10 protein-coding genes are annotated in these 20544 nt (G+C 59.6%); 8 read left to right on the forward strand and 2 right to left on the reverse strand.

The window, feature by feature from the left end; translation table 11 throughout:
* The first annotated feature begins 85 nt into the window (after window positions 1–85).
* On the forward strand, window positions 86–4939 hold the full coding sequence (locus TBK1r_RS31250; RefSeq protein WP_145219246.1) for a S8 family serine peptidase: 4854 nt from the start codon (window positions 86–88) through the stop codon (window positions 4937–4939).
* Window positions 4940–4983: 44 nt separating this feature from the next.
* Here TBK1r_RS31250 and TBK1r_RS31255 read toward each other — a convergent pair whose 3' ends face one another.
* The gene (locus TBK1r_RS31255) at window positions 4984–5883 is read right to left on the reverse strand and encodes an ATP-binding response regulator (RefSeq protein WP_145219248.1); all 900 of its coding nucleotides are present in this window, start codon (window positions 5881–5883) and stop codon (window positions 4984–4986) included.
* Between the two features lie 429 nt (window positions 5884–6312).
* On the opposite strand from TBK1r_RS31255, the gene TBK1r_RS31260 reads away from it, so the two are divergent.
* From TBK1r_RS31260 to TBK1r_RS39260, 4 genes are all read left to right on the forward strand, one after another.
* On the forward strand, window positions 6313–6993 hold the full coding sequence (locus tag TBK1r_RS31260; protein ID WP_419580575.1) for a PspA/IM30 family protein: 681 nt from the start codon (window positions 6313–6315) through the stop codon (window positions 6991–6993).
* A gap of 243 nt (window positions 6994–7236) precedes the next feature.
* Window positions 7237–8517, forward strand: coding sequence for a tetratricopeptide repeat protein (locus TBK1r_RS31265; protein ID WP_145219252.1), 1281 nt, complete (start codon window positions 7237–7239; stop codon window positions 8515–8517).
* Window positions 8518–15699, forward strand: a complete 7182-nt coding sequence (locus TBK1r_RS31270) for a hypothetical protein (protein WP_145219254.1) — start codon at window positions 8518–8520, stop codon at window positions 15697–15699.
* A gap of 81 nt (window positions 15700–15780) precedes the next feature.
* A complete protein-coding gene (locus tag TBK1r_RS39260) occupies window positions 15781–15918 on the forward strand; it encodes a hypothetical protein (RefSeq protein ID WP_419580576.1) in 138 nt (45 codons plus the stop codon).
* 75 nt (window positions 15919–15993) lie between these two features.
* On the opposite strand, the gene TBK1r_RS31275 is transcribed toward TBK1r_RS39260, so the two are convergent.
* Complete coding sequence (locus TBK1r_RS31275; RefSeq protein ID WP_419580577.1) at window positions 15994–16983, reverse strand: alpha/beta fold hydrolase; 990 nt, start codon at window positions 16981–16983, stop codon at window positions 15994–15996.
* Window positions 16984–17290: 307 nt separating this feature from the next.
* On the opposite strand from TBK1r_RS31275, the gene TBK1r_RS31280 reads away from it, so the two are divergent.
* The 3 genes from TBK1r_RS31280 (at window position 17291) to TBK1r_RS31290 (ending at window position 20518) form a co-directional block, all read left to right on the forward strand.
* A complete protein-coding gene (locus tag TBK1r_RS31280; RefSeq protein ID WP_419580578.1) occupies window positions 17291–18499 on the forward strand; it encodes an N-acetyltransferase DgcN family protein in 1209 nt (402 codons plus the stop codon).
* On the forward strand, window positions 18496–19569 hold the full coding sequence (locus TBK1r_RS31285; RefSeq protein ID WP_145219274.1) for a dipeptide epimerase: 1074 nt from the start codon (window positions 18496–18498) through the stop codon (window positions 19567–19569). Before TBK1r_RS31280 ends, TBK1r_RS31285 begins: the two co-directional genes overlap by 4 nt.
* 115 nt (window positions 19570–19684) lie before the next feature.
* Window positions 19685–20518: a universal stress protein gene (locus TBK1r_RS31290; protein ID WP_145219276.1), complete on the forward strand. Its 834-nt coding sequence runs from the start codon at window positions 19685–19687 to the stop codon at window positions 20516–20518.
* Window positions 20519–20544: the final 26 nt, after the last annotated feature.

Consider the following 20544-nt stretch of genomic DNA (forward strand, 5'->3'; position numbering starts at 1 on the left):
CGCTGATGGGCAAACTTGTAGGCAGTAGACTCGTTGGTTGTCGGGGCAATTCACGCGTTCGTGTTGACCAGCGAGGCTGTCTGCAATGGGATCTCGATTACGACGCCGCAAATCAATCGCGGAGCGTCGTCGGCGCCGCCGCGCCGGACGACTCGAAGTCTTGGAGACACGTTGTCTGTTGGATGCCGCCCTGGCGGTTGAGTCCCCTTCGCTGGACATCGACGCCGGCGCGTTTGATTCCGAAAGTGTGCTGGTGCGGTTTCATGCCGGTGCGGCGACCTCGTCGAGCAATCCGATCGCCGAGTTTTCCGCGTTGCCCGGGCTGAAGCAAGTCGAACTGCCGCAGGGCCTGGATGTCGACCAGACGCTTGATTTTTATCGACACCATCCCGGCGTGATCTATGCCGAACCCAACTACGAGATCCGGCTTTCGGTGGTCCCCGATGATCCAGGCTTTGACAGCCTTTGGGGGCTGCACAACACGGGACAAACCGGCGGCACCGTGGATGCCGACATCGATGCAAGTGAAGCGTGGGCGATCACGACGGGAGACTCGAACACGGTCGTCGCGGTGATTGATACCGGGGTCGATTATCTGCATCCAGATTTGGCCGCGAACATGTGGTCCAACCCGGGTGAGGTTGCTGGTGACGGGATCGACAATGACGGCAATGGCTTTATCGACGACGTTCATGGGTTCGACTTTGTTTCCGGTGATGGCGACCCGATGGACGACCACAATCACGGGACGCACGTTGCCGGCACGATCGGTGCGGTGGCGAACAACGGGATCGGCGTGGTCGGCGTCAGTTGGAACGTTCAGATCATGGCCGTCAAATTTTTGAATGCCTCCGGCGGCGGATCGACCGCCGCCGCCGTCAGCGCCATCCAATACGCGGTCGACAACGGCGCCACGATCTCCAACCACAGTTGGGGGTTCAACGGCACCGCGTCTCAGGCACTCGCCGATGCCATCGAGTACGCGCGGGCGGCCGATCACATCGTGGTCGCGGCGGCGGGCAACGGTGGCGGAGACCAAATCGGCGACGACAACGAGACACGGCCTTTCTACCCCGCCAATTTTCCCCATGACAATCTGATCGCGGTTGCGGCGACCGACCACAACGATGCATTGGCGACCTTCTCCAACTTCGGAGCCACCCAGGTCGACCTGGGGGCGCCCGGCGTTGGTATCTACAGCACGACACGAAACAACACCTACAGCACATTCAACGGGACGTCGATGGCGACGCCGCATGTTGCCGGAGCCGTTGCATTGCTCAGGAGTCAGCATCCTGATTGGCCGTCTGGGAAGATCCGCGATCGTCTTCTGGACACGGTCGACGTGATCCCGGCCCTCCAGTCGCGCACCACGACGGGCGGACGATTGAACGTCGCCGCGGCGGTGGCGCCCGATGAAAACGGCCCGATCGTTGTTGCAAACGTTCCTGACGGCGACGTGATGAAGGTTCAGGATCGACTGCGTGTTACCTTTGACGAACGCATCGATGTCGATTCCTTCACAACCGATGACATTGTGGATTTCCAGGGGCCGTTGGGGTCGATTGCGGTCACCGCAGTTCAAGCTGTTTCCGGTTCCGCCGGACGAGTGTTTGAAATCGTCTTCCAACCCCAAACGGCACTCGGTGACTACGTGATCACCTTGGGGCCGGACATCGTCGATCCGTTCGGCAACGCCATGGACCAAAATGCCAACGGCATCAACGGCGAAGTGACGGCAGACCGATTCATCGGCGGGTTCACGATCGTGCCCGATACCGTCGGACCCTACGTCGTCGCTGCCTCGCCCCAAGACGCCGTGGATGTTCCGGTCGATCGGGTGCGGATCACGTTTGACGAACCGATCGCGGCTGATTCGTTCACCGTCGCTCGGGTCAGCGATTTCGTCGGACCGGCCGGACCGATCGGCGTTTCGGCGATCGAGTCTGTTTCGCAGACTGAGTTCGACATCGTTTTCCCGACGCAGGATGTGTTGGGAACCTATCGGCTGACGATCGGCGGGGCGATCACCGATCTCGCCGGGAATGTGATCGACCAAGACCAAGACGGGGTCGGTGGCGAAGTGGAGGATGATCGGTACGACATCCAATTCACGCTGCAGAGATGGTTGTACGCGGATGAGGTGATTGATTTTAGTTCCCAGTACACGACAACGGCCTGGTCAGCCGCGCAGGCACTCGGGGCACCGGATACGTTCAGCTACGGTGACTTGCAAACGGCTTGGGCGCCGCGATCAGAGAACGGGACCGAAGAGTTTTTGACGGTCGGCTTTGCGGAACCCTTGTTGGCCAGTGGCGTCGTGATTCGGGAAACATTTGGAAATGGATTCGTGCGAACCATCGAAGCCCGCAACGCGACGACCGGAGAGTTCGCCACCGTGGCTCAGCCGCAAGACAACAGTTTGCCCAATGTCCCCTTTGACTTTCTCGTGACGTGGCCGCAAACCAGCTATCCGGTCGACGCGGTGCGGATCACGATCGATACCGATCACAATCTCAATGCTTACGAAGAGATTGATGCGGTCCAGTTGCGCGGGGTGACGGTTCCGGATACCGACGGTGCTCGGATCATCGAATCGACGCTGCAGGGTAGTGTCAACGGTCCGGTCAGCCGTGTCGAACTGACGTTTGACGAGCCGATTCAAGATGGTTCCTTCACGCTCGACGACGTGTCGAGCTTCGCAGGCCCGGAGGGTGCAATCCAAGCAACCGCGGTCAATCGACTGACCAGCACCCGCTACGAAATCACGTTCCCGCCGCAGACCGCGTTCGGTGACTACTCGCTGTCGGTCGGCCCAGATCTGTTGGATCTGAAGGGAAAACCGATGAACCAGGATGGGGATGGAATCGACGGAGAGCCGTTGGAGGATGCTTACGTCGTCCAGTTCACGGTCGAACTGTGGCAGTTTGCCGAAGTGGTTGTCGATTTCAGTTCTCAGTACAGTCCGACATCGTGGTCGGCCGAGCAAGCACTCGGTGCGTCGGACACCTTTGCCTATGGGGACTCGCGGCAGGCTTGGGCGCCACGTGCCATCAATGGAACCAGCGAAACGCTGACGGTCGGATTCGCGACGCCGGTTCAATCGACCGGTGTCATCATTCGTGAAACCTTCGGCAACGGTTTTGTCACGGCGGTGCATGTTCGTGACGCCGACACGGGCGAGTACCATTTGGTTTCGACCGCCCAGGACGACAGCCAAGCGGGGACGGCGGTTGATTACAACGTGTCGTGGCCGCTGACCGACTACCGCGTCGACGCGGTTCGGATCACCGTCGATACGGATCATTCTTTGTCGTATGAAGAAATTGATTCGGTGCGATTACGGGGCATTGTCCCACCGGACACGACCGGCCCGCGCGTGGTCGCTTGGTTACCCGACGCCGGGCATCCCGGCCCCGTGGACCATGTGGAATTAACGTTCAATGAGCCGATCGACGTGGGAAGTCTCTCGCTGGACGATTTCTCCTCGTTCAACGGCCCCGGCGGTCCGATCTCCATCGACTCGATCGAATCCGTTTCCGAAACGGTCTACCGGGTTTGGTTTGCACCGCAGAGCGATTGGGGAACGTATTCGTTGGCCGTTGGTCCGGATGTCGTCGATTTGGCGGGCAATGCGATGGATCAAAACGGCGACGGAGTTTCCGGCGATCCTTCCACCGACGTCTTTGAGCTCAGGTTCGATCTGGAGCTTTGGCAAGACGCGAGTTCCGTCGTCGATTTCAGCTCACAGTACAGCGCAACGTCGTGGTCCGCGTCTCAAACCCTTGGGCCGCCGGACACGTTCGTCTATGCCGATCAACGCACCGCCTGGGCGCCAGGGGCGGTCAACGGGACGACCGAGACGTTGACCGTCGCGTTTGAAACGCCCGTGTCAGCGACCGGCGCGATCATTCGCGAAACCTACGGCAACGGGTTCGTGAGGATGGTGGAAGCCCGCGACAGCGAAACCGGAACCTTTCACATCGTGTCGACGGATACCGATGACAGCCAGCCGGGGACGCCAGTCGACTACTTTGTTTCCTGGCCGATGACGACTTACGACGTCGACGCGCTGCGGATCACGATCGATACCAACCACTCCTTCTCGTACGAAGAAATTGATTCGGTGCGTCTGCGTGGCATCGTCGCACCCGATACGAGCGGCCCCCGGATCATCGCGACGGTTCCCGATGCAACGCACTCCGGCCCGATCGACCAGATCACGGTGATGTTCAATGAGCCGATCGATCCTCTCAGCTTTACGCCGGACGATGTGGTCAGCTTGTCCGGTCCCGCTGGAGCGTTGGCGGTCGATGAAGTCGTCCAGCTCAGCGATGACACCTATCAGATCCGGTTCGCGACGCAAACGGCAATGGGTGTCTATGCATACTCGATTGGGCCGGAGATTCGCGATGTCGCTGGAAACCTGATGGATCAGAACGCGAACGGTGTCGGCGGCGAAGCGGTAGACGACGTGTTTTCCTCATCGTTTGCAGTGGAATTGTGGCAATACGCTTCGACCGTCATCGACTTCAGTTCCCAGTACAGTCCCTTCGGATGGTCAGCCGCCGATGCGTTGGGCGAACCGAACACGTTCGCCTATGGCGATGCCCGCACCGCGTGGGCGCCGCGTTACGCAAATAGCGGCGATCAAACCCTGACCGTCGGATTTGAAGTTCCGGTCCGTTCGTCCGGTGTGGTCATTCGCGAAACCTTTGGCAACGGGTTCGTGCGCGCGGTGGACGTCCGGGATGCGGTCAGCGGGCAATTTCACGTGATGCCGATCGGACCCGATACCAGCCAACCCGGGACACCGGTGGACTACGACGTGTCGTGGCCGCTGACCAGTTTCACCGTTGATGCGATCCGTATCACGATCGATACAACGCATTCGTTGAGCTACGAAGAAATCGATGCGGTGCGATTGAAGGGGCAGTAGGGCATGCTGTGCATGTCGATTGTCACGCACAGCGTGACCTACTGTTAGTTCTGGCTGACCTTGATCAGTGTCAGCTCGTTTCCGGTTTCGTTGTAGGTGACCTTGTCCATCAGCGTGCTCATCAGCGCGATGCCAACTCCGTCTCCCGTCCCGAAATAGTCTTCACGCGTGAACGTGCGGGCAGAGAGGCGTTGGTTTCCGACGCCGCCGTCGCGAATGACGAACCGTGCCGTGCTGTTGGTGACATGGACTTCCAGCACCATCTGTCGATCACGATAGGGCGATTGCGAACGACGTTGCGAAATCAGCTCCTTGAGTGCTTCCCAACCGGCGGCACGACTGCGATCGAGTTCGTCACTGGTCAATTCCAGGTTGCCGTGCCAGATCGAATGGAGCAGCGCTTCTTCCAATGCCACGCCGACACGGATGTGCTCGGTCTCGTCGCTCAGTTCCAGCCCGCCAATGATCTGTTGGACATAGTCGACCAACGCGGGGATCTTGTCGAGATCGTTATCCAGGTAGAACGTCGCATTGATCTTGCCATAGAACTTGGTCGACCGGTTGCGATTGCGGTTGGCGCGGGCACGGGCCAGGACCCGGTAGACGGTTTCCACCAGCCGCTCCACCCGTTTGGCTTTGGGGACATAGCTGGCCGCACCCTCGTACAAGGCGTCAACCGCCAACGATTCGTTGCCGTAGGCGGTCATCAACACCATGGGGATCTCCGGAAACTCGCGTCGGGAAGCACGCACCAATTCCAAACCATCCATTTCTGGCATGACCAGATCGGTGATGACCAAGTCGGGAGCCGAGTGACGCATCTGCTGCAACGCGTCGAGACCGTGTTCGGCAAAGACAATCTGAAAGCCTGGCTGATCCGCAATCAGGTCGCGCGTGAAGTGCCTATCGACCGGGGAGTCGTCGACGATCAGTATCGTGGTCATAGAGTCTCACCTGCATCTCGATAGAAGGGGGGCCGTGACGTTCGCACGCAACCTCGCCCGCATCACCCTATGCTAATGGATGGCGGCCACGGAAGCACGAAAAAAGAGCGCTTTCGGCGGCCAGGAGGTCACGCTGACGGAAGTGTCCATTCGCACACTGCTTTGTTTTCGACAAAATCGTCACAACGGCACTGGCGTCGAACCGCCATGTCCACGAGCCGTCCGAAACCGACTTCAAAAAAATCGGAATTCGGTGCGCAACACGTTTACTCCGGAAGGTTCTGGTGTAGGTGAAGGGGACACGTGCCACGGGGATCACGAAAGCCTCCCCGGATCCGTCCGGCCACGTGACTTGGCATCTGAAATGCTGCCAGGATGGATGTTGTCCATGCCGGTCTCCCTCTTTCCCCCATTTGCAGGAGCCTGACGATGAGCTTTTTCTCAAGAGTGTCGGACATTATCAATGCCAACGTCAGTGACATGCTGGATCGGGCAGAAGACCCCGAAAAGATGGTCAAGATGTTGATCTTCGAAATGGAGGAACAGATCGCTGTCGCACGCGACGGTGTAGCCAAGGCGATTGCCGGTGAAAAACAGCTGGAGGCGAATCTGCAGAAGAATCGCGGTCTGGCCGAACAGTGGCGGGCGAAAGCCGGAGCGGCCGTTGGACGCGACGACGACGATCTGGCGCGCAAGTGCTTGGCCCGCAAGAAGGAATACGATCAGATCGCCGCCAGCTTGCAGCCTCAATGGGAAGCCGCCCGCAAGACCAGCGACGCACTCAAGTCGGACTTGCGACGCATCGAAGAAAAACTGGAGGAAGCGGTTCGCCGTCGCGACAGTTTGATCGCACGCCAGATGGCGGCCGAAGCGTCACGCGAAGTCCAGGGTGTTGCGCCTTCGATGAATCGGGTGCAGCGCAATTTTGACAAATTCGACCGCATGGAACGTAAGATCGAAGGCATGGAGGCGGAAGCGGCGGCCTATGCCGAGCTGTCCGATTTGTCGACGGATCTGGATCGCGATGTCGAGCAGGCCCAGCGGGATGCCGAAGTCGAATTGGAACTGGCGGCGTTGAAGCAGCAGGCGACTGTCGACGGGCAACCGTGACAGAGTGATTGAACTGCAGGTGTTAGCGGAACGGCGCGAGGCGTCCGGTGTGGGCGTTGCAAACGCGGTGAGGGACCGGAGGGCTTGCGCCCTACCGCTAACAAATAGCAGCAGGTGTTCGCGGAACGGCGCGAGGCGTCCGGTGTTGGCGTGGGAAACGCGTTGAGGGACCGTAGGGCTTGCGCCCTACCGCTAACAAATAGCTGCACGTGCATTCGTTTCCTAACATGAGCTTGCCGTTCCATGAATGCATCCGATTGTCGTTGCCCCGCGTGCGGCCATCCGACCTCCTTCTTTCGTCTCTGGTGCGACGGCTGCCACGCACCCTTGCCGCATCCCGCATTCGAACCGGCGCCCGCGGACGTCATCAAGAAAGAGTCCGAACGGAAGCAACTTTATCGACGAGTCTTAGCCGATCTGGAGCAGCTTGCTCGGTCATGCGAAGTGCCAGGCGATCAGGCCGCGACGATCCATGCGTTCTATCGAAAGCAACTGGGCGAACTCGAACATCGAAACGCGGAGCGGTCAGAGACGATCGCGATTGACAATCTGGTTCGCGGCGCAAGGGCCGCGGCGCAAGCGGGACGCTATGAGCAGGCGATCGAGTCGTTGCGGTCGTTGGACCGGCAGCATCCCGGCATCGTCCCAACCGAATCGATGTCGCGGGAGATCCAGGCCCGGGAGGTGGAGGAGCGAACCGAACGCGAAGTCGACCGACTGGTCGCTTCCGCACGAGCGTGTCTGCGACGAGGGCAAGTCGACGAGGCGCAACAACAACTTTCTCGGGCACGCGAGTTGCGCCCCAATAGCGAAGCCGTACAACAGGCATTGGCCGCAGTCCAGACCCGGCGGGCGGCCGAGTCGGTTGAATCCACTGTCGGCCCGACGGAGTCGCTCGATCAGGTCGCAGCGGATCGTGTCGAAGCGAATCAAGTCCCAGCGAATCAGGTCGCAGCGGAACAGGTGCAACAGCCGCCGGTTGACCAGCAGGTTGCCGTCCCCGACACCGCTCCAGAGTTGCCATCGGCGGGCGAGGAACCGCCCGCTGTGCAGCCGACCGATCCGATGTGGAATCCGATGCCGTCCCAACGTCCGACGCCGGCCGCGCGGAGCTTTGCGGTGGAGGACGAGGAGGTCCCCAGTGCGACGCAGCGGTTGATCGATTCGGCGTCGCAATGGTCCGCGGTACTCAAGCCGTTTCTGCTGGACAACGTCGGCTGGTTCGTCGGTGCGTTTCTAGTGATTGCCGGTTTTGTGGTCTTGATCGTATCGTTCTGGGGCAACATCGAACAGAACCAAGTGCTGATGCACTCTTTGGTTTACCTGTCACTGGCCACGACCACCGGCATGTTTTTCGCGATGGCGTACTTCATGCGATTGAAGTACCCGCAACTGGAAAGTTCCAGCAATGTGTTGCTGGTGATTGTTGCATTGTTGATTCCCTTGGTGTTCGCGGCTGCGGTCTTAACGACGTTGGTGCCCGGTGCGACCGGCGATGTCATCGTCCAAGCCGGCATGAGGTAAATGATGAATCCACTGGCCATTGTCATCGGGCTCGTGTTCGGTGTTGTTTCCGCGGCAGCCTTCTATGGCGTGTCGATGATCACGTCGGGTTTGTTCGCCCGTCCGTTTTATCGGACCTACTCGCGGGTCTTGATCGGTATCTGTTGTGTGATGTTACTGGCACCGGGTTTGCGTTTTCTCGCTGCGTCGAATCCGTTGGCCGGAGCGATCGGGTTGGCGATGACTCAGTACCTGGCGATGGCGATTCTGGGTTACGGGGTGTACCGATTCAATCGCGACTTCATCAAACGGGTCTTTCTGCGGCGAAGGACAACGACGTTCTTCATCTTTGGCACCCTGGCCTACGCGACGGTGGTGACGTTGACGTTCTTGCACGTTGCGGTCGGCGGCACGCCGTCTTGGGCGGGACACGGGCACGGCCTGATCACGTCGGCTCACTACGGGCCGCTGCTTGTTCTGTTGGCCGTGATGTTGTTCGACACAGACAACCGACTGAAATCATTGCACAACGAACCGCGTCGCTTCAGCCGATTCACGTTCGTCGGTTACGCGATTTCGTTTCTGGGTGTTTCGGTTTCCACCGTTCCGATTGTTGCCGACGCGTTCCATCGGCTCAGTTCGATGGCCGTGGATTCACCGTGGATACAGAGCGTGAGTGCGGCGGAGGCGTTGTTGATCTCGATCGGTTTGTATGGATGGCTGGTTTGGCGTTACGAATCGATTCCGCCGTTGTTCTTGCTGCTGCTGGCGATCATTGCCGAATACCATGTGCTGGTCACCCAGTGGGTGCTGCAGGCATTCGGGCCGGAAAGCTGGGGGCTGGCGTCGCTGCCGCTGTTTGCCGGAATCACGCTGCTGGATCACTACTTTAGCCATTGGGATCAGCGCAAGCGGGAGTCCGACGAACGACGGTCCATTGCAGGTGAGCGATCACTCGACACGATGCTCGAATCGCTTCGATTTGCCACGCCATTTCGGATCGTGCAATGGGGTTTGGCAGCGGCGCTGTTCGGTGTCACCTTTTGGACGCATTTCTACACTCCAGCCGTCGCGCCGGTTTGGCTCGGTGTCACATTTGCCGTGTACTGCGTTTTCTTTTTGCTGACTTCGTTTGTCCGGCGACAACCGACGCTGATCTATCTGGCCGGCGGCCTGGCGGGGCTTGCCGCGTTCTTCGGTGTCGCACCTGCCGGCGGCCCCGTTGCGACGGTGGTGCTGGCGGGTATCGGTTCGGTCGCGGGACTAATGGCCTGGGCGGGCGAGCGACGGGGGCTGAAACTCTGTTGGCGGACACCGCTGGTCGACGTTTCGATGCTGGCGTCGGTGTGCGTCATCGGACTGGTGTTCTCACGCCACATCTTCGGCGCCAATCCGTACCACTTTCATGCCGTCGGAATGTTAGACGGGATCGCGTTGGCGGGATCGATGTTGGGCTGCATCGCGTGCGCGTTGCAGTATCGATCGCAACTGCCGATGTACTTCCTGATGATCGCAGCGGTCACGTTGATCCCGGTGTGGAGTGCGGGGCTGGGGCTGTTGGCAGCGATCGCCGCCACGTGGCTTGATCACACATTTGCAGCAGGTCGACGCCTGTCGGTCGGCGACCGAGTCCGCTGGTTCGACCGTGTCGGGCTTCCCTTGGCCGATGAATTGCCGGGGCTGCTGTCGCGTCCCCTCTCGCTCGGTGGGATTCCGTTGGCGTTGCTGGGGCTTGCAATTTCGATCGTGCATGTCGTGCAAGCTGATTTTTCCGGCAGTGTGTTGTGGGGGGCCGCGATCGCTGCTTTGGTGCTGGTGTTGCTGACACGCAACTATCGCGAGCCATGGCTCTACGTCACGGGTATTCTGGCCACCTACTTCGCCGTGGGTGCAGTTGCCCAGCGATACTGGTTCACGGACTGGGCGGCCGATGAGGTCGTTGCTGGTCAGATGACGATTCTGTCGGCCGTCTCGTTGCTCGGATGGCTCGTCGCCGGTGGCTGTGCCTGGTGGTGCACGGCATGGCTGCGGCGTTGTGCGGAAGAGAAAGAGTCGTCGGTCGTCGCCAATCGGGCGTACTACAGCGGTTGGTTGTTTCACGTCACGGCGATCGTTGCTGTCGTCCCACTGGCGGGCAACTGGGGTGTCTGGCTGAGTACCGACCTGCCGTTGTGGACGATGGGTTCGGCTTCGCTGGTGGCGATTCTGTTTGCACTGGCGGCGTCGGTCTACCGGACGCAATTGGCATCGTATTGTTCGTTGACCGCGCTGACACTGGCCGTGTTCAGCGGGATGGAATCGACTACGTGGATGACGGTCCAAACGTCGACGATCCTCGCCGGTCTCAGTCTTCTCGCCGCCCTGGTGTCCTGTTTTGGGTTCAAACGCTTGTCGGATGCGGGGCGATCCGAACAGTCGTCGGCGTCGTGGATGATCGCTCTGCCGGCGCTGCCGGCGGAAGGGTTGGGGCTGTGGATCCGTCCCTTGGCGACCTATGCGTTGCTGTGCAGTCCGATTGCCGTGCTCGCATCGATGCACAGCGATGCGACATGGTCGTTGAGTCATCTTTGGATCCGGCCGGCGCCGATGACCTTCGCCCTGGCAAGCGTCACGTTTCTGTTGAGCACCCGTGCCTATCGCGTTGGCGCCATCTACGTCGCTAGCGTTGTGCTGGCGTTTGCGGCCATCCATTCGGCAGCCCAAGTCGGGTTGAACGAAGGTTGGCTAGGCGACGATGGAAACGGCGTTCACTTGTTGGTCGGATCCGTCATTGCGTTGTCGAGTTGCTTGATCGCAATCACGGTGACCTGGGCAATCAATCGGCGGCTTTCACGCGTTGACCCCTCCCGTGAATCCGATCTACGTGCCAACCGCGAATTCTATAGCGGAATCTTGCAGCATCTGGCGCTGCTGCTGGCCGCATCGTGTTTGATCGGCCTGTCCGGCATGTGCTTTTTCGATTCGGCATCGTTTGCGGCGTCAGCGCCTCTGCATTCTTTGACGGCGGTGGTTCTGACAGTTGCATTTGGGATTTCCGGAATCATCTACCAGTCGCGTTTGCAAACGTATGCGGCCTTGGGTTCGGTATTGATTGCGGTGCTGGCCGGAGTCGCGCTGTGGGTCGGTCCGTCGGAACACTTGGCCGACCAAACGCTTGCGATGGCGTTGATGGCGTCAGTCTTTGGTATCGCTTCGTGGTGCTGGCTGCCGGCGGAAGGTACCGGGGCGGACGGTGAAGGCGAGGGGCGAAGCGGTGGTATGGCGTGGCGATTGATCCGATGCTGGGAACATCCGCCGTTGCCGTTGGTTTCGCGAGACCGAACGTTGTGGACCAAGCCGCTGGCGCAAACGTCGACCGTCGTGGCAGCGGCCACGCTCGTCCCGCTGGCGATGCATTGGGGGCAAATGCCGATCTGGATGGCCGTTCAACCGATTTTTCTGGCATCGTTGGTTTGGTTGATCGCCACCTTCACTTACGGATTCGGCATGCTCGCGGTGCTGGATCAAGCCGCCACTTCATCTGGGCGTGCCGGTGGCAGGATGCGATGCGATGCGATTGAACGACGATTGCTTTATGTGGCTGCCGTTCTGACGTTCGGTGTCGGCGTTCACTTGACCACTCACTTCACCACGCTCGCGATGCTGACCGATCGCATTGCAATGGCATGGCACCTCGTCCTTGCCGCGAGTTTACTGTTGGCCGGTTGGTGCTTGGCGGCGGTGGTTTCGATGCACCTGGCGGTTTCGGCCGACGGAGACGCTGAGGACTCGTCGAGGCGGCAGTCTCGGGAACTTTACAGTGGATTGCTGCAACACCTTGTTGCGACAATCGGTGTGTTGGTTCTGCTCGGTGCTGTGATGCTGGGGCTGGCCGGAAATGAACTGTCGTTGCCGCTGGCTCTCTCATGCGGCATCCTGGTGGTCGTGTTTGCCTTGTCGGGCGGCACCTATCGGACACAGTTTGGCAGCTATCTGTCGCTGGCGTCACTCGGATTGATGGTGGTCCATCTGGTCCTGTTTGCCCCAGGGCGTTGGGACGTAGGCGGTTGGGGACCGGACGCGGCCATGGTCGCCGCGGCAAATTCGTTGCTCGGTTTGGTCCTGATCACGATCGCCGTGGCCAGCGATCGAGCGGTGAGCCATCGAAAGGGCGTCGATGGATCAGAATCCACCGGCGGGCGTCGCCTGCCGCCCAGCATCTGGACGACGTTGCGGCTGCCGCTTCAAGGCGATTCGTGGTCATCGTTGTGGTTCCAGCCGCTTTGCCACGCTGCCGTTCTGTTTGCTCAGATTGGTGTCACGATCGTTTTGGTCCAGATCGTGTGGCAGGGCACCTGGGCTGGATGGGCGATGCCGGGGTTTGTCACGTTGATCGTCGCTGGGATGGTCTGTGCGATCGCCGCGAAACTCTATGACAACGCGTTGTTGACCTACCTCGCCGCCGCTCTCGCTGTGGTGAGTATATTTCCGTGGTTCCCGGGAGGCGGAGGAACGGATCCGCGAGTGGGCGTCACCTGGTCGCTGATCGCGATCGTTTTCTGGGTGGTCGGTTATGGTTGCGAGCGGTTGGGCGGGGCTACATCGGAGCATCCGAGGAACAACGCTTCTGATTCTCCGTTGGTTCGAATTTACGAACGGCCCCTGATCCGGTCGTCGGCGGTGCTGGCGATCATCGCAATCGCTCAAAGCCTTTACGCGTGGAAGGTTGATTCGCCGACGGCTTCGCTGGTGCCGATGTTGGTCGCCAGCGGCATCGGCACGTTGACGTTATTGCTCGGTGCCCGCTCGATGAATGTCTTGCATCGGTTTTCGCTTGGGCGTCTGCTGGTCTACCTGGCGTGTCTGGCGGTCACGGTGTGTGTGTTGGTGGTTGCTTCTACAAACGCCGGTGTGCTGTCGATCGGTCCGGCGGCGGCACTGACCGCCTTGTTCCTGTCGGGGGCCGGTTTGTTGACGATGGAGTGGGGGCGAATCGAGAGCGTGACGAAACCGCATCGAGCGGCCGGTATCGTGACGTTTGCGAGACCGCTGTCCAACTTTGCAGTGGGACTTGCCATGGCGGCATCGCTGGCGGCAATCTTGATTGCGATCGGAACGGCCGGTTACGACACGGGACCGGTGCTGATCACCAGTTTTGCCCCATGGGTGCAGCGTCTGGCACTGGGCCCGATCGCGTTGACGTTGACGTTGGCCGCGGTAGTGAGTTTGCTGACCGTTCGGGCATCACGCAAGGTGATCTGGTTAGACGTGGCGGTGGTGCTGGGAAGCACCGGCCCGTTGTTGCTGGTCAACGACGCGATGGGGTGGTCGGCCGCCTCGTTGATGTTCATCGCGTTGATCGCGATGAATGGTTTGGTCGTCATGGCTCGCTTGGTCAAGTTCGGATCACAGCGTGTCCAGTCTTGGTTGGGGCTCTCGGATGCCTGCTGCGAACGCTCGTTCTATCGCTGGCCGTTGGTGGTCGCGTCGGGATGTTTGCTCGTGCAGTCGGTCAGTTTGCTGCTGATTCGTTCGGGCGTGGCGGAACCCGACCCCAACTGGAATTGGTTGTTGGGCGGCGGTCTGTGCGTTGCGTTATTCTTCCACGTCATCTACCTGCGACCTCATCCCGCGCTGGTGCACTTGTTGATTGCAAGTACGGTGATCAGCTTTTTCGGAGCCTGTCTGAAACGTGGCTGGGACGTCACCCCGGATGTCGCGTTGTCCGTGATGGGGTTGGTTTGGGGGATGATCGCGGTTCCGCTGAATCGCAGCGTCGGAAAACGCATGTTATCGATACTCCGATTGCCGATCACCGCGACCGAAGAGGCGGCGATGGGGCGCGCGTTGGTCGGCTGGGCGATGGGCATGACCAGTTTGGCCGTCGCAATCACGTTTCCGATCTTCCGGATCGTTCGTCCAGACTTTCCGAACTTGACGGTCACGTTGCTGCTGGCGTCGATCAGTTGCCTGTTGACGGGCGTGAGTTGGCGAAACGTCTACGCAACCATCGCGTCGGCGATCCTGTTGCCGATTGGCCTGGTGGCGACCGTCGTCCTTTATGGGGATCCGATGTTGTCGCGCGACTTTGCCGCATTGGCGACCGCGGGATTTGCATTGGGCTACGTCGCGATCGAGTTCGGATTCCGGTGTCACGCGAATTCCAACGCCGGGGCGTCCGATGCCTCTGTGGACGACTATACACGAGGTGTCAGCCGCTCGTTGATCACGCTTTCCCATGTGATCGCGTCGGTCGCAGTCGTGATCACCGCGGCATCGATGACGATGTTGAACCCCTCGCCGGTATTCGCCATCGCGATGGCTTTGGTTGCGGCCAGTTGGTTGTGGATGGCTTGGGAATCGGGACGCGAGTTGCTGGTCTACTTGTCGGTTGCGGCGATTTTCGCATCGTTGATTTACCTGTGCACCTCGCTGTTGGGAATCGCGTTTGAACGCAGCACCCTCGGGGCGTTTTCCGTCGTCGGATACAGCTTTCTGCTGTACGGGGCCAATATTCTGATCGGCCGCTCGCAGAATCCGCGGGCTGGCGTGTTCTTGAATCCGACCTATCACATGGCGCTGCTTTCGCCGGTCGTCTTGATGCTGGTGACGCCACTGGATCAGAAGGCGGTAGCCGCATTCACGTCTCTGGCGGCCGGCTCGTTCTACCTGGTGGTTTCGCATCGCACGCACGCTCGATGGACGGTCTACGTTGCCGCTGCCCTGTTCAACTTGGCGATCTATCTTTGGATTCCGGAGGCCAAGCAATGGACCGGGCTGGCACAGGTCTATGTGATTCCGGCCGCCGTCACGGTGTTGATCTTTGCCCAGTTGCATCGCAAGGACTTGAAGCCGCGAGCGCTCAGTGGAATTCGTTCAGCCGCCGCGGGCGCCATCTTGGCCGTTTCGACCTTCGAAGTGTTCTTTCAGGAGGATGCGGGACTGACGCAGTTCATCGTCGTCCTGATGCTCAGCCTGATCGGGATCGCGACAGGGATTTCGTTGCGGATTCGGCCCTTCGTTTCGATCGGGATCGCGTTTTTGGTGATCAACGTTCTGGGCCAACTCGGGCTGCAATTTCACCGCGAAGGAGGCGTCATCCGGGCCGTGATCCTGATCGGCTTTGGCATGCTCGTGTTGTTGGCCATGATCTTTTTCAACATCCACCGTGAACGGATCCTGCGTCGCTACCGGGGATTCGTCGCCGATGAGAATTGGAGCTGAGGTGATGCTGCGGCGCGACTGCTGTCAGTGTGAGGTTGGGGGCAATGAGGCTTTGGTGGAGGCGGATGGGTTGGTCAGAAAATGGGTGGTCAAAAAATGGGTGGTCAAAAAATGGGTTGGTCAAAAAATGGAGTGGTCAAAAAATGGAGTGGTCAAAAAATGGAGTGGTCAAAAAATGGAGTGGTCAAAAAATGGAACGGTAAAAAAATCGAACGGTAAAAAAAATTGGGTGTGTGGAGTGATTGGGGCAGCGACGAGCAAGGTCGTCGTCGCCATCATTCTGCCCCGAATCAATCACTCTGGACTTGCCACCTTGAACGTCTTGAGCAAGAAGTCGACTTGCATTTTGCGGATTTCGGGTTGGGCGAACTGGGGACCGCCGTGTCCGGCACCCTCAATGACGTGCAGCGTGCTTTGGACCTTTGCCGCTTGCAATGCTTGGTGCAGCAATTCGCTTTGGTTGGGCGGTACCGTACGGTCGTCGCTGCCGTGGATGATCAGGAACGGCGGGTCGTCTTTGTCGACGTAGGTGATCGGGTTGACTTGCTTGATTCCGTCTGGTTTTTTCAGCACTTCGCCGCCGCCGAGCAGTCTTGATTCCGGCGAACCGTCGCGGTTGTGCGCCTCGTATCCGGGTGTGGTGACAAAGGTATTGAAGTCGGTGGGGCCGTAAAGGTCCACGACCGCCTGCACGCGGCTGGATTGATCGGGCCAGCCGCCGCTGCCTTCGAGTGCTTTGACCCCGCCGGAGGTGCCGAGCAGGGCGACCAGATGGCCACCGGCTGAACTGCCGCCGACCGCGATGCGATCAACGTCGAGGTTGTACTTTGTCGCGTGGGCACGCAGGAATCGTATCGCGCACTTGCAATCTTCGATCTGAGCCGGGAACGCGGCCTCGCCGGTCAACCGGTATTCGATCGTGGCTCCGACGAACCCGCTGCGGACCAGTGGCGTGACCTGGCCGACGCCTCCGTCTTTCGTGCCGCTTCTCCACCCTCCGCCGTGGATCCAGACATAGACCGGCATCGGACGCTCGGACGGTTCTTTCGGCAGCACGAGATGCATCGTCAAATCGCGTCCGCCGCCGGTACCGAAGACGACGTCCCGTTCGACGGTGACATCGTCCGGTGCATTCAGACGACCGGCATTCGGGCGGCCAGGGTTCGGGCGGTTGGCATTCAGGCGATCGGCGATCGGAAAATCCTCGCGTGTCAGCACGTCATCACGATTGCGATCCAAACGCTGGAACAATCGCGGCGCCGCCTTGAATTCGTCCTTCGTCACTTTCCCGTCCCGGTTCGTATCCTCGCGCCGCAACACCTCGGCGAAGGTGATCCGTGGCCGCCGCTGCTGGGGCGTTGGTTGTTGCGGTTGAGGTGCTTGAGCCCCGCCGGAGTCGCAGAAACAACATGTCAAAGACAAGACGGTAGCGAAAGTAAAATGACGATTCATCGATTGCTCGTCGAGAGGTGAGAGAAAAAGTGTCGTGGTGGGACCGTGAGATCGTTCGACCACCAATATACGGCGAGATTGTGAGGGCAGTGATCAACAGGACGGGGTTGGCGTTGATTTCCAGACCTCGGGACACTTGGTGAAACGATTTTCGCCGAGTCGAATCTGTCGCAGCGCGATGATTCGTTACCATACGGTCCTTGACCGGCTACTTTCCTCCCTCCAAGTCGACGATTTCATTCGCTCCATGGCCATCGACACGAATAAACAACCCGCCAATTTCGAACAGACGGGACCAGCCCTGTTGGCTCACCGTCGAATCGCGATTCTCACCGACGGCTACTCCACGCCGTTCGTGGCCAAGACCGCGATCAGCCTGCTTCGATATCGCACGCAAGATGTCACGGCCGTCATCGATGCTGCCGCGGCGGGTTCAACCTCACAGGACTTGCTGGGGGTCGGCGGACCGATCCCCGTGGTGAGTGGGTTGTCAGAGATTCTAGACGTGGATGCCTTGTACATCGGCATCGCGCCGCCCGGGGGAAAACTGCCCGAGGAGTGGCGTCCGATCATCCTCGAAGCACTCCGCCGAGGCATCGACGTCGTTTCGGGGCTGCACGATTTTCTGACCGAGGACGCGGAGTACATCGACACGGCGGCGGGATCCGAGAGCCGCTTGATCGACGTCCGTCGCAATCGATTGAAGTCGACGGCGGATTGCCACCGGTTTCGCCCCGGCTGCATCCGCATCCATACCGTCGGTCAGGATTGTAGCCTGGGAAAAATGGTCACGTCGTTGGAGATCCACCGAGGATTGGTCGATCGCAAACTGAATTCCAAATTCCTCGCCACCGGTCAAACCGGCATCATGATCTCCGGCGAGGGCGTGCCGATCGATTGCGTCGTCGCGGATTTCATCAGTGGTGCCGCCGAACAACTTGCCCGGCAAAACGAACAGCACGATTTTTTGCTGATCGAAGGCCAAGGCAGCATTTCCCATCCGGCCTTTTCCGCGGTGACGTTGGGGTTGTTGCACGGCAGCGCCCCGGACGGATTGATTTTTTGTTACGAAGCGGGACGCACGCACGTCAAGGGACTCGATGACATTCCCATTCCGCCGATGAAAGATCAGATGGAGGCTTACCTGGTTGCAGCAAATTTGCGGCATCCGTGCAAGTTCGTGGGCATCGCGATCAACACACGTCATTTGAACGACGAAGAGGCGCTGGCGGAAATCGAGCGAGCGGAGTCGACGTTTGGGTTGCCCACATGCGACGTCTATCGCACCGGTGCTGACAAATTGGTCGATGCCTGCATCGGATTGCGAGCCGAGGTGCTGGGGCGATGAAGCTGACCGTTTATCGATTGAAGTTGCCCCTGAAGCACGCGTTCACGATCGCGCGCAGTTCGATCGAGACACAATCGAGCTTGATCGTGGAGCTGGAGCATGATGGCGTCCGCGGCTATGGCGAAGTGACCGAAGACTCGTTCTATCGCCACAGCTACGATTCGATGATCGAGTCACTCAATCGGGTCGCTCCTGATTCACTCGATCGGTACGCCTCAGAGTCTACCGCGGATCTTTGGCCGATGATGCGAGAGGAGACGGCGGGCGACATGTTTGCGTTGTCGGCGCTGGACATGGCGGCGCATGATTATCACGGCAAAAAACTGGGGATCGCGGCCTGGCAGGATTGGGGACTGGAATGGAACGACGTCGTGGATTCGAGTTTTACGATCGGGATCGACACGCCCGAAACGATGATCGCAAAACTGGATGAAGAGCCCGGATGGAGGGTTTACAAAATCAAACTTGGCACGAAGCGAGACATTGAAATCGTGACCGAGTTGCGGCGGCACTCCGACGCGGTGTTTCGCGTCGATGCAAATTGTGGTTGGACGGCAGACGAGGCGATCGCCAATTCCAAGCCGTTGGCGGATCTGGGAGTGGAGTTCATTGAGCAGCCGCTGCCGATCGACGCCTCGCGTGAGGACAAGCAGCGGGTTCATCGCGAATCGGCGTTGCCGATCATTGCCGACGAAGACTGCCAGGTGTTTGATGACGTCCAGCGATGCCGTGGTCTGTATCACGGCGTCAACGTCAAACTTTGCAAGTGCGGCGGTCTGTCGCCGGCGCTGCAAATGCTGAAGGATGCTCGCCGGCTGGGATTGAAAACGATGATCGGCTGCATGGTCGAAAGCTCGGTCGGCATCAGCGGCGCGGCGCAGCTGTTACCGCTGTTGGATTTTGCCGATCTGGACGGGGCGGTGTTGTTGGCGGACGAGCCCTGTGTCGGCGTTTCAATCGACAAGGGAAACGTCACCGCGTCCCGGTTGGCCGGTTGCGGCGGCGAACTCGATCGCGATCGGTTGGGCGAATTCCTGGTTTCGCCGCCGGTGGTGATTCATTCATCGTGAGGGCTTCGCCTGCCGAGCGACAATTTGGCCCCACACGTCGCATCTGGGGCAAGTAAACTGCGGTGATTCGTGTTCGCACCGGCTGTCCCCTTTTCTTCTTTTCGGCGAGCTGATCGTGAGTGCCCCCGCCCGTTTTATCTTGCATCCGACTGATTTTTCCGCCCAATCGCAGCTGGCATTTGCACACGCCTTGCGTCTGGCGCTCAGCAATGAATCGACGTTGTCGTTGTTGCACGTCGGCGACGACGCCTATGAAGACTGGGATCGCTTTCCGGCGGTTCGAAAGACACTCGAGCGCTGGGGGCTGATCGAACCGGACGCCAAACGCAGCGACATTCAAGAAAAGCTCGGTGTCGGTGTGGAAAAGGTCATCGCCGAGCAAAAGGACGTTGTCGACGCGATCACTGGTTTTTTTCAAGAACGCCCGATCGACTTCATGGTGTTGGCCGCTTCCGGTCGCGATGGTCTGGCATCGTGGTTGATGCCCTCCAAGGCCGAGAAGATCGCGCATCAGACGCATGTGCCGACATTGTTTGTGCCCGCCGGCGGGCACGGTTGTGTTTCGCTGGAAACCGGCGCCGTCAACATCGATCGGATCATCGTACCGGTCGATCAGACGCCGCATTCCAGCGAGGCCATCGAACGCGGGCTGCGCGCGATCTCGGCGCTGGGAAGCGAGAACGCGACGTTGACGCTGTTCCACGTCGGCTCGACGTCGATGCCCGACGTCAAGATTCCCGAGGGTCCCTGGCGAGTCGAGCAGAAGGTGGTCCCGGCGGGCGATCCGGCGTCTGAAATCATCGCGCTGGCCAGCAAAACCAAAGCCAACCTGATCGCCATGGTGACCGACGGCGCTCACGGGTTCTTGGATGTCTTTCGTGGCACGACGACCGACAAAGTCGTCCGTCACGCACCCTGTCCCGTGCTGGCTATCCCGACCAACGGATGATCTGCAGTGGCGTACGCTTCCAGCTT

Source organism: Stieleria magnilauensis (genome assembly GCA_007753675.1).
Lineage (GTDB): Bacteria > Planctomycetota > Planctomycetia > Pirellulales > Pirellulaceae > Stieleria > Stieleria magnilauensis.

Excerpts from the sequence above, each read along its gene's own strand:
- TBK1r_RS31260 (WP_419580575.1), top strand. The coding sequence starts at position 6,313 with ATGAGCTTTTTCTCAAGAGTGTCGGACATTATCAATGCCAACGTCAGT.
- TBK1r_RS31250 (WP_145219246.1), top strand. The coding sequence starts at position 86 with ATGGGATCTCGATTACGACGCCGCAAATCAATCGCGGAGCGTCGTCGG.
- TBK1r_RS39260 (WP_419580576.1), top strand. The coding sequence starts at position 15,781 with ATGGGTGGTCAAAAAATGGGTGGTCAAAAAATGGGTTGGTCAAAAAAT.
- TBK1r_RS31255 (WP_145219248.1), bottom strand. The coding sequence starts at position 5,883 with ATGACCACGATACTGATCGTCGACGACTCCCCGGTCGATAGGCACTTC.
- TBK1r_RS31265 (WP_145219252.1), top strand. The coding sequence starts at position 7,237 with ATGAATGCATCCGATTGTCGTTGCCCCGCGTGCGGCCATCCGACCTCC.
- TBK1r_RS31285 (WP_145219274.1), top strand. The coding sequence starts at position 18,496 with ATGAAGCTGACCGTTTATCGATTGAAGTTGCCCCTGAAGCACGCGTTC.
- TBK1r_RS31270 (WP_145219254.1), top strand. The coding sequence starts at position 8,518 with ATGATGAATCCACTGGCCATTGTCATCGGGCTCGTGTTCGGTGTTGTT.